This window comes from Enhygromyxa salina (assembly GCF_002994635.1).
Lineage (GTDB): Bacteria > Myxococcota_A > Polyangia > Nannocystales > Nannocystaceae > Plesiocystis > Plesiocystis salina_B.
Genome location: NZ_PVNL01000092.1, coordinates 123,569 through 137,581, shown reverse-complemented (window position 1 = coordinate 137,581; position 14,013 = coordinate 123,569). Strand labels below are relative to the sequence as shown.

The 14,013-nt window shown below is 69.3% G+C and carries 8 protein-coding genes; 5 read left to right on the top strand and 3 right to left on the bottom strand.

The window, feature by feature from the left end:
• Nucleotides 1–84 precede the first annotated feature (84 nt).
• The 3 genes from rplC (at nucleotide 85) to ENSA7_RS22990 (ending at nucleotide 3,026) form a co-directional block, all read left to right on the top strand.
• On the top strand, nucleotides 85–744 hold the full coding sequence (gene rplC, locus ENSA7_RS23000; protein ID WP_244923879.1) for a 50S ribosomal protein L3: 660 nt from the start codon (nucleotides 85–87) through the stop codon (nucleotides 742–744).
• Between the two features lie 14 nt (nucleotides 745–758).
• Nucleotides 759–1,421, top strand: coding sequence for an SAM-dependent methyltransferase (locus tag ENSA7_RS22995; RefSeq protein ID WP_181234020.1), 663 nt, complete (start codon nucleotides 759–761; stop codon nucleotides 1,419–1,421).
• A gap of 660 nt (nucleotides 1,422–2,081) precedes the next feature.
• On the top strand, nucleotides 2,082–3,026 hold the full coding sequence (locus ENSA7_RS22990) for a hypothetical protein (RefSeq protein ID WP_106091474.1): 945 nt from the start codon (nucleotides 2,082–2,084) through the stop codon (nucleotides 3,024–3,026).
• 504 nt (nucleotides 3,027–3,530) lie between these two features.
• On the opposite strand, the gene ENSA7_RS22985 is transcribed toward ENSA7_RS22990, so the two are convergent.
• The 3 genes from ENSA7_RS22985 to ENSA7_RS22975 all read right to left on the bottom strand — a co-directional run bounded on the left by ENSA7_RS22985 (nucleotide 3,531) and on the right by ENSA7_RS22975 (nucleotide 9,570).
• The gene (locus ENSA7_RS22985) at nucleotides 3,531–6,647 is read right to left on the bottom strand and encodes an efflux RND transporter permease subunit (protein ID WP_106091473.1); all 3,117 of its coding nucleotides are present in this window, start codon (nucleotides 6,645–6,647) and stop codon (nucleotides 3,531–3,533) included.
• Nucleotides 6,648–6,662: 15 nt separating this feature from the next.
• The gene (locus ENSA7_RS22980) at nucleotides 6,663–7,829 is read right to left on the bottom strand and encodes an efflux RND transporter periplasmic adaptor subunit (protein ID WP_181234019.1); all 1,167 of its coding nucleotides are present in this window, start codon (nucleotides 7,827–7,829) and stop codon (nucleotides 6,663–6,665) included.
• A gap of 97 nt (nucleotides 7,830–7,926) precedes the next feature.
• Entirely contained in the window at nucleotides 7,927–9,570 is a 1,644-nt protein-coding gene (locus ENSA7_RS22975; protein WP_181234018.1) for a serine/threonine-protein kinase, read from the bottom strand.
• A gap of 320 nt (nucleotides 9,571–9,890) precedes the next feature.
• Here ENSA7_RS22975 and ENSA7_RS22970 point away from each other — a divergent pair, with 320 nt between their 5' ends.
• Both ENSA7_RS22970 and ENSA7_RS22965 read left to right on the top strand, forming a co-directional pair.
• Nucleotides 9,891–12,344, top strand: a complete 2,454-nt coding sequence (locus ENSA7_RS22970) for a serine/threonine-protein kinase (protein ID WP_106091470.1) — start codon at nucleotides 9,891–9,893, stop codon at nucleotides 12,342–12,344.
• 78 nt (nucleotides 12,345–12,422) lie between these two features.
• On the top strand, nucleotides 12,423–14,009 hold the full coding sequence (locus ENSA7_RS22965) for an FMN-binding glutamate synthase family protein (RefSeq protein WP_106091469.1): 1,587 nt from the start codon (nucleotides 12,423–12,425) through the stop codon (nucleotides 14,007–14,009).
• Nucleotides 14,010–14,013: the final 4 nt, after the last annotated feature.

Genomic DNA, 14,013 nt, shown 5'->3' with positions numbered 1-14,013 from the left:
CCCCGGCACCCCTGCGAACCCCGTCGCGCTGATGCGACCCCCGCACGTGCCCAGCCAAACAAGGAGGCACCCATGAGTCATCAAATGGGATTGCTTACCAAGAAGCTCGGCATGACCGAGTACTACAACGAAGAAGGCGATCGGATCCCGGTCACCGTCCTGCTCGCCAAGGGCAACATCGTCCTCGGCCACCGCACGATCGAGCGCGATGGCTACAGCGCGGTCCAGGTCGCCTTCGATGATCAAAAGCCCAGCCGCTTGACCAAGCCCAAGCTCGGCCAGTTCAAGAAGATCGAAGCCACCCCCAAGCGCAAGATCAAAGAGTTCCGCGTCGCGCCCGAGATCGTCGCCGCGCACCCGATCGGCAGCGAGATCTCGCTCGAGCTGTTCGAGGTCAATCAGCTGGTCGACGCGACCGGCACCAGCAAGGGCAAGGGCTTCCAGGGCGTCATGAAGCGCCACCACATGCGTGGTGAGAAGCGGACCCACGGCCAGCACGAGGTCTACCGTCACGGTGGATCGATCGGCTGTCGCCTGACCCCCGGCCGCGTGCTCCCCGGTAAGCGCATGCCCGGCCAGATGGGCAACGAGACCGTGACCGTGCAGAACCTGCAGGTCGCCAAGGTGCTGCCCGAGAAGGGCCTGATCTTGGTTCGTGGTCCGGTGCCCGGCAGCAAGAACGGCTACGTTCAGCTCCGGCACGCGGTCAAGACCGCGATCCGAGCCGCCCACGCCAAGGGCTGAGAGGGGCCGCCGTCGTGGCCACCAGGAAGGGCCTCGGCGACAAGCGGGCACGACACGACCCGGCGTATCTCCGCGCAAAGCGAGAGCAATACGCCGGTCGTGCAATTTACAAGCTCGAGGAGATCGACAAGCGGTTTCGGCTGATCAAGCCCGGGACCCAGCTGCTCGACCTCGGCTGCTGGCCGGGCGCCTGGCTGCAGTACGCCGTCCAAAAAGCGGGGACCGAGGCCACGCTGGTCGGGGTTGATCTCAAGGCCGTGGAGATCGCCCTGCCCGCCAACGTCCACACGATCGTCGGCGACGTCACCAAGCTCAACCTCGGCCGCTTCGTCGATCGGTTTGGCCGCTTCGATCTGGTGCTGAGCGACATGGCACCCAACACCACGGGCAACAAGGACTTCGACATCCCGACCAGCGAGGATCTGTTCTTGTCTGCGCTCGACATCGCCTCGGCCAGCCTGCGGATCGGCGGGCACTTCTGCGCGAAGGTGTTTCAAGGTGGCCGGTTCGCCGAGCTGCTCCGCGAGGTCGAGTCCCGCTTTCAGCAAGGTCGGGCCTATCGGTGCGACAACACCCGCAAGGCCAGCCGCGAGCAGTACATCATCGGCCGCGGGCTCACGGCCACGACCGCCCGAGCCCACGCGCCCGAGCCCGAGCCCGAGCCCGAGCCCGAGTAGCTCCTGGCTGGGCCCGCGTCGCTCGTGAAACGAGAAAAGCCCAGCTGAGCGAGCTGGGCTTTTGTGTGTGCCGCGTGGTGTCTCGGCTCGTCCATGAGCCTCGAGTCGCAGCGGGTGGCTGCCGTGACCTAAGTGAGCACGGACAGCGCGTCTTGGTGCAGCCGGGCGCGAGGAGAGCTACCGGTCTTGGCGCGCACCCGCGGGATCGGAGCATCTTCTTGAGCGCGGGTGCGGTTGCGGGCAGAGCGGCGAAACAGCATGTCAGCGATGAAGAACATTCTTCTACTACCTTCCGTGGCGTGCGGGGAGCATCCCCAAGTTCATAGATACTGTATGAGGTCCGACTGCGCGGGTCAACAGTAATAGTGGAAAAATTCTACGAGAGAGGACATTTTCTTCTTTCACTGGAACCGTGCTCGGTACCGCTCGATGGCGCCCAATCCGTTCTGATCGGTCAAAAACAGGCCCGTACCAACGACCAAGGGCATATGACCATACATTTGTCCGGTCGCGAAGTGATCCTCTCCGAGCGAATATGAGCACTCGGCGCGTTCCAGTCCTGCTGGAATGCCCGGATACGTCCACCGATGGCAATTCCACCCTTGCTGTAACGCCGAGCGACCCGGCTCGCGCCGCTCGGGTTCGCATAGGATCGCTGGCATGTTCGCGCTCGACACGCTGGGCCTGATCGCCGCGCTCACGGCCGCAAACATCGCTCCGCCGACCTGCCCATCGTTCCCCGCCGATCCAGCCGAGCTCGTACCGAGCACGGCGACGGTCGTGCTCGGCGTCGACGTCGACGCCCTCGCTCAGACGCCCGCGGGCAAGGCCTTGCTGCCTGCCCTGCGAGCGGACCTCCAGCTCTCCGAGGCCCTCGAGATCCTCGACGACTGCCAGCTCTCGCTCGAGCGCACCTACGCCCTGACGCTCGCCCGCGACCCAGGTGACGGCCGCTTCGCCGTCGTCCAGGCCCGCGGGATTGGCACGAGCCAGACCGCGGCGTGCCTCGCCGCCGAGCTGCGCGCCCGCAACGACGGCGCCCCGCCATGGACGGTCGAGCCGCAGACCTGCGCCACCAGCTTGGCGTTGGCCGACGGCTCCCGCGCCTGGCTCATCAATGACTACACCCTGGTCTGGGCCAGCGGCAGCTTCATCGACCCCGTCTCCGCCCGCCTCGAAGCCCGCGAGCCGCTCGCCCTCCCCTCCACCCTCGCTCGGGAGTTCAGCCGCCTCGATCGCAGCGGCCACCTGTGGCTGGCCGCCCAACTCGACGACCACGATCGCCAGACCCTCCCGTTCCCATGGGCCCAGGAGGCCAGCTCGATCACCGCCGCGATCGATCTCGCCAAAGGCCTCCACGCCACCTTCACCATCTCCGCCCCGAACGTGGCCGCGACCGCCAACATCCGCGAGCTGACGATCGCCGGCCTCCTCGACCTCGACGCCCGCCTCGACGAGTACGGCGTCGAGCACCAGCTGCGCGAGCGAGCCCGCGTGGGGATCGTCGACGGCGTCGTCGGAGCCGAGCTGACCCTCAACCAGGCCGAGCTCCACTCGATCCGCACCAACATCGCCGAAAAACTCCACGGACGAGGACCGGTTTGATTAGACCCGTCTAGTTTAGACCCCCGCGGACGCACTGCACTTTGCCGAAGGCGGACGCTTCGCGTCCGGTCGGTCGCTCGCGCTCCCTCGTCGGGCTGGTCTGCTTTTATGACCCCCACGGAGGCACTGCACTTTGCCGAAGGCGGCCGCTTCGCGTCCGGTCGGTCGCTCGCGCTCCCTCGTCGGGCTGGTCTGCTGTACGCATCCGCATGTGTGGCCCCCTAAAAGGGGGCTCAGGATTGCTAGCGACCGACCAAACACCGCTCCGCATGATTGGATCGGAGATACTGGCCGCACCAAGCAGAGCGCACACAAGGCCGCAGATGGCCCCAACCCGGCGTATCACCGCACGAAAAGCCCCGACGAAGCCATTGCAGACCGGGCCAATACCGCGACCCGAGAGGAAGCTGCGAACCGAGACTGGAGGTGACCTAGCCGGGTTGGGGCCGTCTGCAGCCCGTGCGCGGTACCCCATCGGCACTCCCCTCTCCGCAACCGAACGAGTCACCCCCCAGCGTTCGAGTCGGCCTCCCCTGCCCCACGCTTCCCAACCAATCGGCCCCAGGCCCCGAGCAAGTCGCGCTCGATGATCACATAGACCGCCGGCACCACCAGCAACACCAAGCCCGTCGAGATCCCCAGTCCGGCCGCGATCGAGATCGCCATTGGCGCGAGGATCTCATCTTTGCCGCCAAGCCCGATCGCCAGCGGCCCCAGTCCAAAGCAGGTCGTGAGCGTGGTCGAGATGATCGGCCGCAGTCGCTCCAGCGCGCCATCGAGGGCCGCGTCGAACACCTCGAGTCCCTCGGCCCGGCGCTTGTTGATGAAGTCGACCATCACCAGCGAGTCGTTGACGACGATCCCCGCCAGCGCGACGACGCCGAACAACGCGAACAGCGACAGGTCGTAGCCCATCCCAAACAGCCCCAAGATCGCGCCCATGATCCCAAACGGGACCGCGCACAAGATGATGAAGGGCTGGACGTACGAGCTGAACTGCAGGGCCAAGACGATGTAGATCAGCCCGATCGCGAGCATGAACGCCCCGGGTAGATCGTTGAGGCTCTCGTTGATCTCCTCGGTGTCGCCGCCAAACTGGATCTCGACCTCGGGGTAGCGCTCGGCCAGCTGCTCGTCGAAGTGAGTCTGGATCTTGGCCGAGGCGTCGAGCGCGGTGATGACCTCGGCCGCGACGTCGGCGGTGACAGCCACGGTCCGCTGGCCATCGCGGCGGCGGATCGATCCGAGCTCGCGGGTCCGCGCCAACCTCGCGACCTGGTCGAGCCGGACCACGCGGCCGTCGGCGGTGGTCACCGTCAAGCTGCCGATCCCCGCGCGATCCAGGGCCTGGGCGCCCTGGGTGCGGACCACGATCTCGACCCGCTGCTCGTCGATCGAGACCTCGGCGGCGACCAGGCCGTCGATCGCCGAGCGCACGGCGTTGGCGATCTCGAGCTCGCTCAGGCCGTAGAGCGCGGCGAGATCCTGGTCGACCTCGACGCTGAAGGTCTCCTTGCCGATCCCGCTGTCGTCGTCGACGTTCTGCACGCCCTCGACGCTGCGCAGGTAGGTCTTGAGCTCGCGGACCACCGCGTCGATCTGCTCGGGGTAGCGACCGCGCACGCGGGCGGTGACGGCAGGGCCCGAGGGCGGGCCGGCCATGGCCTCGATGATCGTGAAGTCCGCGAGGTCCGGGTTGGTCTGGAGGTACCGCTCGAGCTGGGCGACCACGGCCGGGTAGCCCGCGATGACCTCGTCCTCGAGGTTGAACTCGAAGCGCAGGATCCCCACGTTGGCGCCGGTCTCCAGCAGCTGCGTGCGAGGGTCCCGGACCGAGCCGACGCGCAGCTTGCTGGTCCGGACCTTGCCCCCCTCGGCCTCCGCGGAGACGCCGAACTCTTGCAACACCAGCGCGCGCAGGGCCTCACCCTGGGCCCGCGTGGCTTCGCGGCCGACCCCGGCCGGGAGCTTGTAGCTGATCGACAGCTCCGAGGGCTTGCCCTTGGCCGTGTACTGAAACGGCATCTTGGTCGCCAGGACCACGACCCCGAAGAACGAGGCCGTCACGAGCCCCGCGACCACCCACCGCCAGCGCATGCACAGGTTGAGCACCGGTCGGTACACGGCCTTCATGCGCTCGACGAGCCGCGCGGTGCGGCCCCCGGCGGCGTCGCGGCTGGCGTAGTGGGCGAGGTGACCGGGGAGGATGAAGATCGCTTCGATCAGCGAGCCGATCAGGCAGAACATGACCGTGAGCGGCAGGATCTTCATGACCCGGCCCATGGTCCCGCCGACCATGGTCAGCGGTAAGAACGCGAAGCAGGTGGTGGTCACGGCCACGGTGACCGGCAGCAAGACCTCTTTGGCCCCGTCGATCGCGGCCTGGACCCGGGTCTTGCCCATCTCGAGGTGGCGCTGGGTGTTCTCGATCACCACGATCGCGTCGTCGACGACGATGCCCGTGGCGATCAACAGACCGAAGGTCGAGATCACGTTGATCGTGATGTCGCCCTTGTCCATCAAGAACGTGGCGAGCAGGTAGGACACGGGCATGCCCCACAGGGCCAGCATCGCCTGGCGAAACCCGGCGACCCAGGCGAGCACCAGGACCACCAGCAGCGCCCCGGTCGCGCCGTTGATCAACACGGTGCGCAGCCGATCGCGGATCAGCGTGGTGTAGTCCTCGGAGATGACCGCGTGGACGCTGGGCGGCAGCTGCTCGTCGAGCGACGGGAGCTGGGCGATGATGTCGTCGCGGATCTCGAGTGGATCGGCCGACTCCTCGCGATTGACGACCAGCTGGACCGCCTCGACGCCGTTGACGTAGTAGCGGGTGTCGGGCTGCTCCTCGAGCTCGCGCACGGTCCCGACGTCGCCGAGCCGAAGGGGCGAGCCGGGGCGCAGCGGGATCGCGGCCACGTCGGCGGCCGAGCGCAGGCGCTCGTCGGTCTTCACGAACACCTCGGAGCCCCCGCTCTCGACGGTACCGGCCGGGACGCTGGCCCGGGCGTTGCGGATCGCCTGGCTGATCTCGGCCGGCCGGATCTGCAGGGCCCGCAGCTTGGCCTCGTCGAGCGCGACGACGATCCGCGGCTCGGTCAGGCCGGTCACCGTCACCCCCGCGACCCCGGGCCGACGGGTGAGGATCTCTTGCACGCGGTCGGTCTCGCTGCGGATCGACCGATCGCCGAGCAGCGCGACCGTCAGGACCGGGAGGTCGAGCTTGACCTCGCGGACCTGGGGGGTCTCGGCGTCCTCGGGCAGGTTCTGGGTGGCCTGCACGGCCTTCTCGACCTCGGCTCGAGCGTCGCGCAGATCGGTGCCGGCCAAGAACGTGAGCGTGATCGTGGCGTTGCCCTCGTTGGCCAGCGACTCGACCCGCTTGACGTCCGAGACGTTGTCGAGCTCCTCCTCGATCGGCCGGATGATCAGCTCCTCGACGTCGGCCGCGGTCGCGCCCACGTAGAGGACCTCGACCATCACGGCGTCGAGGCTGACCTCCGGGAACTGCTCGCGCGGGAGCCGGAGCGCGCCGATCACCCCGGCCGCGATGACCAGGAAGAACAACAGGTTGACAAACACCGAGTTGTTGACGCTGAGGCGGACGATCTTGTCGAACATCGGCAGCCTGCGCAGTCAGTCGAGGTCGGGTCCGCCAGCCTTGGCGTAGGGGATCATGATCGCCTGGTCGCCGTCGACGAGGGTGCTGGGGCCCGAGGCCACGACTCGATCACCCGCGGCGAGCGAGGCCCCCCCCGTGGCCGTGACCGCGACCTGACCGTCGACGTCCTCGTGGACGCTGACGTCGACGCGCTCGAGCTGCTCGCGGGCCTGGTCACCCGTGGCGACCGCGGTCGCCCGCAGCAGGTAAGCCTGGGTCGCCTCCCAGCGCACCGCCGTGGGTGGGACCACGAGCTCGGGCTTGCCCTTGTCGCCGCGGACGAGCACCTCGGCGGCCTCGCCCGCGCGCAGGCGCTTGTCGGCGTTGTTGATCCGCAGCCGCGCGGGGAAGGTGTTGGTGCCGGTGTCGGCCTCACGCGCGATCCACTCGAGCGCGGCCTCGATCGGCTGCTGGCGGACCATGACCTGAAACTCGAGGGCGCCACGCTCGTGCACGACCATCTCGAACTCCGAGAGCGGCACATCGAGCGCGAGGATGTCGAGCTCGGACAGGGTGGCCAGCCGCGCGCCAGGGCTGGCGTACTCGCCGAGCTCCGCGTCGAGCGAGGTGATCACGCCAGCGAAGGGCGCGAGGATCTCGTTGGCTTGCCGGCGGTCCCGCGACTGGATCACCTGGCCGGACGCCTGGCGGATCGACGCTTGCGTGGTCGCGATCTCCGTCTCGAGCCGCTCGACCTCGCGGCGGGTCCCGGCGCCGGTCTCGAACAGCTTGCGCGCGTCGGCGAGCTGACGATCGAGATCCGCGAGCCGCTTCTCCGAGCTGGTTCGTGAGGCCTGGGCCGAGATCAGCGAGCCCCGCGCGTCGGCGTCGATCAGCCGGACCAGCAGCTCGTCGGCCGCGACCTCGGCCTGCTCGGCGATCAGCAGCTCGGCGATCTGACCGCCGTAGCGGGGCGAGATCTGGGCTTGGCGCCACGGCGTCAGCAGCACCAGGTGGCGCGAGCTGACCTGCGGAACGACCTCTCGGACCTGGGCGATGCGAACCCGCGGGACCCCGACGGCTGCCGCGTCGGGATCCGGCTGGCCCTGCTCTGCCTGCTCGGTTTGCTCGGAACAAGCCAACGGCGCGCTCGGCAGCGCGAGCGCGAGGACCAGCGCCAGCCTGGCCGAGTGTGGAGACACGCTGTGCACCGTGGCGTGGTTTTATGCCGCGCTCCTGGGCTGGACAAGCCGGGCGCGCCGATTTTGCGATCGCCGGACTCGCGCCGCCGCGAGCGCGTCACTCGGGCGAGCCGAGCAAGTCGATGTCGGTCTCCGTCGTGCTGTGCTGGGCCCACGCGTCGAGCTGGGCCGCGGTGGCTCGCAGACGCGGCTGCTGCGACTCACCGCCACCGCGCAGCCGGTCGTTGCGGCCGAGTCGGAGGCACAGATCGATCGCCCGCACCAGCGCGCCAGCGTCCTCGTAGCGTTGCTCGGGATCCTTGGCGAGGCAGCGCATCACCACGGTCTCGACGTAGTCCGGCAGCGCGGCCGAGAGCAGCGTGGACGGCGGGGCCGGCTGCTGCTCGGCGTGGGCCCGCAGCAACGCTTGAAGATCGCGCTCGACGAACACCGGGCTGGTGGTGAGCATGAAGTAGAGTACGCAGCCGAGCGCGTAGATGTCGGACCGGTGATCGGCCACGCCCCCGCGGGCGACCTCGGGGGAGATGTAGAGCGGGGTCCCGACCCGCTCGCTCGGTCCGGTGGGTCCATCTGGCGAGCCCGGGGACAGGCGCAGCGCCTCACTCGTGCCCGAGTCCTGGGTCCGCGGCTGGGCGGCCACGCTGGCGACCCCAAAGTCGAGCACCTTCATGACGTCGCGCTCACCCGCCGGGGTCGAGACGAACAGGTTCTCGGGCTTGATGTCGCGATGGACGATGCCGTGCTGGTGGGCCTCGGCGAGCGCGCGCGCGACCTGGCGCAGCAGATCCAGCGCCCGGGCGATCGGCAGCGGGCCCTCGCGCGCGACCAGCTCGGTCAGGGTCTCGCCCTCGAGCAGCTCCATCGCGTAGTACAGGAGGCCGTCGGGTGTGAGCCCAAAATCGTAGACCCGCACGGTGTTGGGGTGGCGCAGCTTGGTGGTCGCCGCGACCTCGCGCTCGAACCGCGCGACCGCCCCGTCACGCTCGCTGCCGGGACCGCTGGGGCTACCGGGCAAGATCGGCAAGATCTTGAGCGCGACCTCCTGGTACAGGCCGTGGTGCCACGCGACCCAGACCTCGCCCAGGGCCGAGCGCCCGAGCGGCCGACGCAGCTCGTAGCGACCGACGGTGCGGGCCTTGTAGAGATTGCGGCGGACGTCCCAGGCCACGTGACCGCCGATCGTGATCATCCCGATCGTGACCGCCTGCATGCCCAGATGCAGGATCACGGCTGCGAGGGTGGCATGGTCGAGCGGGGGCACGGCGGGACTGATCGCGCTGCCGACTCCCAGGACCAGCCAGAACGTCAGCGCGGGCGCGCACACGAGCGGCAGCCCGCGCCGCCAGCCGTCGGGGATCGCCAGCGCCCGGACCACCAAGATCGGCAGCAGCGCGGCCAAGATCGGGCTGGTGAGCCCGCCGCTGAACACGGCGAGCAGCGCCGTCGCGCCAGCGACCGCCGACACCACCAGCCCCTCCATCACGATCAGCGCGATCCGACCGGGCGGGCTCCGGCCCAGGCGCAGCCACAGCATGACCAGCGGCAGCGTCGCGATCAGGCGGATGCCCACGAACGTGAGCCCATACTCGGCGCCGCGCAGGGTGTTGAAGACCAGATCCGTGGGCAAGAACGACAGCCACGCCAGGGCACCCCACACCATGATCTTGCGCAGACGCGCCGCGCGAGCGCTCAGCTCGTCACGCTCGTGGCTGTCGGACCAGCGGACGTCGCCCTCGAGCACGCGATGAGGCGCGAGCGGTTCCCTGCGGGCGGGCGCTGGACCTGCGGCCCAATCGCCAGCCTCGAGCGTCGTACCTCGCCCGCGCGCCGACACCCCCCTCCCTTGCTGCTCACCCACGTGAACGCCCATGTTACGCGGACCCCCACGCCCAGCAATAGCGGTCGATGTGGTGCGTCACGCCGACCCGCTGCGACCAGTGAGACTTCTCCGCCACACCGAGCCCCACGACCCCACGCCCACGCACGCGCTGACGGAACCCGCAGATCGAAGCCGTATTAGACTCCAGCGTGACGAGGCGCGAGCGCCCGTCGGTACTGGACTTGGGCACCAAAGTCGACCACGAGACCGACGAACCGGACGACGAGTCGCCGTCGTTGCCCGACTGGTTCAAGCGTGGCCAGACGATCGGCCGCTATCTGGTCCGCGAGTGCCTGGGCGTCGGCGGCATGGGGGTGATCTACTCGGCCTGGGATCCCCAGCTCGATCGCAAGCTGGCGATCAAGGTCGTGCGCCTGCGCGAGGGTCACCCCGGATCGGAGCGCGGCCGCATCCGGCTGCAGCGCGAGGGCCAGGCGCTGGCCCGCCTGCGCCACCCCAACGTGATCGCGGTCCACGACGTCGGCACCGAGGACGGTCGGGTGTTCGTGGCCATGGAGTACGTCGAAGGTCAGACCCTGCAGCGCTGGCTGACGCGCAGCCCCAAGCCGACCGTGCCCGCGCTGATCACCGTGTTCTTGCAGATCGGTCGGGGTCTGGCCGCCGCGCATCGGGCTGGGCTCGTGCACCGCGACGTCAAGCCCGAGAACGTGATGATCGGCGACGACGGCCGGGTGTTGGTCCTGGACTTTGGCATCGCGCGCGAGGAGTTCGGCAGCGAGAGCGACGTGATCGAGGATCTGGCCGCCCCTGCGCGCGAGACCTCGCTGGGCGACGACGATGATGACGCCGACGATCAGACAGATCCGCCCGCGGACGCGTTCGTCGCGACCCCGCGTCCGCTGACCCGCTCGGGCGCCGTGGTTGGAACCCCGGCGTACATGTCACCCGAGCAACATCGCGGTCGCCCGGTCGATCAGCGCGGCGATCAATTTTCGTTCTGCGTCGCGATGTGGGAGGCGCTCGGCGGCGAGAAGCCGTTTGGCGAGGGCACCCGCGAGAAGCTGCTGGCGCGCATGCGACTGGGCCAGATCAAGCGCTTCACCAATCGCAAGGTGCCGCGCCGCGTGGTGGTGGCGCTGCGCCGCGGGCTGGCCTGGAACCCCGGTGATCGCTACCCCAGCATGGAGGTCCTGCTCGAGGCCCTCAACCCGCGGCGACACGGCGCCGAGACGCGCCTGTGGTTTGGGCTGGGGATCGGGGCGGTGATCGGGATGAGCGTCGGGATCATGACCGCGCTCTCGAGCATCGGCCTGCGCTCGCGCGCTGTGGTCGAGCCACCCGCCAGCAGCTGCTCCGACGAGCGGGCCGACGCTGCAGCTGCCGAGCCAGCGCTGGTGTTCCCTGCGACCTCGCAGCGCGCCGCGGAGCTCACCCGCGAGCTCGACCGCCTCGCGGGTGAGCTGGATCAGGGGCACGAGCAGCTCGAGCGCAGCCGTCAGCTGACCGCGGCCGCCCGCGAGCTCGGACACCCGCCGGTCCTGAGCCGAGCGCTGCAGCTGCAGGCGTCGGCGCTCGAGCGTGACGGCGAGGCGTTCGAGGCCGAGGTGCTGCTGCGTGAGGCCGCCACCCTCGCCGCGGTCGCTGGTGATCTCTCCAGCCAGGCCGAGCTCATGATCGCGACCGCCGAAATGATCAGCGTCCAAGGTCGCCACGCCGAGGCGCGAAGCTGGCTCGAGCTCGCCGACGGCACGGCTACCCGGGCCGCGGCTGGCCCAGGCGCACGCGGGCAGCGAGTCCGCGTGGCGATCGCGGTGGCCAGGATCGATCGGCGTGAGGGCCAGCTCGCGCGGGCCCGAGCCAGCCTCGAGACCGCGAGCGAGCGGCTCGAGCGGGACGGTGATCCGCACATGCAGCTGCCGAGCGTGCTCCTCGAGCTCGGGGCGGTGTGCGTCGAGCTGCGCGCGTTCCCGCGGGCCGTGCTCGCGCTGCGGCGGGCGCTGCAGGTCAGCGAGCAAGCCTACGGTCCCGCGCATCTCCAGGTGGCGGAGACCCGCCATGCGCTCGGGCGCGCGCTCGAGGCCAGCGGAGAGCTCGACGCCGCGCTCGGCGAGTACGAGCGGGCGCTCTCGGTCTACGAGCAACTCGAGTCCGGCGGTCGGACGACGGCTGTCGTGCGCAGTCAGATCGGCGCGCTGCTGGCAGCGCGTGGAGACTGCGACCGGGCCTGGGCGCCGCTGGTCCGTGCGGTCGAGGACGCCCGCACCGCGGCTCCGGCCTCGCTCACGCTCGCGTCGGCCCTCGAGGCCCTGGCCCTGGCCTGCGTGATCACCCACCCCGACGCGCTCGCCCTCGCCCTCGAGGCCGTCGAGATCCGTGAGCGACTGCAGGGCCTCGCCCACCCCGACCTCGCGACCCCGCTCGCGCTCGGGGCCCTCGCGCTGCTCGAGACCGACGACCCCGTCACCGCCCTGGCGCTGATCGAGCGGGCGAGCCAGCTGTCAGACACCCGCGACGACGCCCCCTCGGCGGTCGTCAGCGCGGCGCGGGGGCTCACGCTGGTCGCCCTCGGCCGCGCCGACGAGGCCCGCGAGCCGCTCGATCACGCCCACGCCCAGCTCAATCCCGCGAGCGAGCTCGCGACCCGCGTCGACCGAGCCCGCGCCACACGAGGGTAGTCCCCGACCGCTCCGATCGCCTGTGCTCGCGCGGCCCAGCTTGCGCGTGGGTGTCAAAGTCGAGAGACTCGGTGCCACATGTCGGCGCGAGCCTGGTTTGGAGTCATCTCGCTGGTCACGTTGAGCACGATCGGCGCCCTGGCGCTGTGGTGGCCGCCAATGCTGATCTCCTACCTGATCTTTGGCCCGCTGGTCCTGGTCGGCATCTATGACCTGTTTCAGGACAAGCACGCGATCCTGCGCAATTTCCCGGTCATCGGCCACGGTCGCTACCTGTTCGAGGCGATCCGGCCCGAGATCAATCAGTACTTCATCGAGTCCAACACCGACGGGATGCCATTCGATCGCGAACAGCGATCGGTGGTCTATCAGCGGGCCAAGAACGTCAATGACACCACGCCGTTCGGGACCCAGCTCGACGTCTACCTGCCCGGCTACGAGTGGCTCGATCACTCGCTGCGGGCCGCGACCCCGAGCTCCGCCGACGCCCGCCTGACGATCGGCAGCCGGCACGCGGCCAAGCCTTACTCGTCGTCGCTGCTCAACATCTCGGCGATGAGCTTTGGCTCGCTGTCGAGCAACGCGGTCGAGGCCCTCAATCGCGGGGCCGCCCGCGGGCAGTTCGCCCACAACACGGGCGAGGGCGGCATCAGTCCCTATCACCTGGCCGGCGGCGGCGATCTGATCTGGCAGATCGGCACGGGCTACTTCGGCTGCCGGGCGGCCGACGGCGGCTTCGACCCCGATGGCTTCGTCCAGCGCGCGACCCACGAGCAGGTCAAGATGATCGAGATCAAGCTCAGCCAGGGCGCCAAACCCGGCCACGGTGGGATCTTGCCGGCCGCCAAGCTGACCCGCGAGATCGCCGAGATCCGCGGCGTACCGATGGGCCAAGACGTGCTCTCGCCGCCCTGTCACCGGGCGTTCGACTCCCCCACGGGGCTCTTGCAGTTCGTCGCCCAGCTGCGCGAGTTGTCGGGTGGCAAGCCGGTTGGGTTCAAGCTGTGCGTGGGTCGCCGCGACGAATTCCTGGGCATCTGCAAGGCCATGATCGCGACCGGGATCGAGCCCGACTTCATCACGGTCGACGGGGCCGAGGGCGGGACCGGGGCCGCGCCGCTCGAGTTCTCGAACAGCGTGGGCATGCCGCTGACCGAGGGCCTGGTGTTCGTGCACAACGCCCTGCGCGGCACCGGCCTGCGCGAGCACATCACCTTGTTGTGCGCGGGCAAGGTCCTGGGCGCGTTCGACATTGCCCGGCTGCTCGCGATTGGGGCCGACGGCTGCTACAGCGCGCGGGCCATGATGTTCGCGCTCGGCTGCATCCAAGCCCGACGCTGCAACCACAACGACTGCCCGACCGGGGTCGCCACCCAAAAGCCCAACCTGGTGCGCGGGCTCGACATCGAGGACAAGGCCGAGCGGGTCCAGCGGTACCACCACAACACGCTGCACGCGTTCTTGGAGCTGCTCGGGGCCGCGGGGTTCTCGAGTCCGACCCAGCTGCGACCCTGGCATATCCACCGGCGGCTCGACTACCGCCAATCGATGCACTACGGGCAACTGTTCACATATCTCGAGCCGGGGGCGCTGCTGGGGGATCGCAGCGGCCTGCCGACCGAGTGGGAGGAGCTGTGGGGTCGCGCCGACGCCGATCGGTTCTAGCCGA

Excerpts from the sequence above, each read along its gene's own strand:
- rplC (WP_244923879.1), top strand. The coding sequence starts at position 85 with ATGGGATTGCTTACCAAGAAGCTCGGCATGACCGAGTACTACAACGAA.
- ENSA7_RS22990 (WP_106091474.1), top strand. The coding sequence starts at position 2,082 with ATGTTCGCGCTCGACACGCTGGGCCTGATCGCCGCGCTCACGGCCGCA.
- ENSA7_RS22985 (WP_106091473.1), bottom strand. The coding sequence starts at position 6,647 with ATGTTCGACAAGATCGTCCGCCTCAGCGTCAACAACTCGGTGTTTGTC.
- ENSA7_RS22965 (WP_106091469.1), top strand. The coding sequence starts at position 12,423 with ATGTCGGCGCGAGCCTGGTTTGGAGTCATCTCGCTGGTCACGTTGAGC.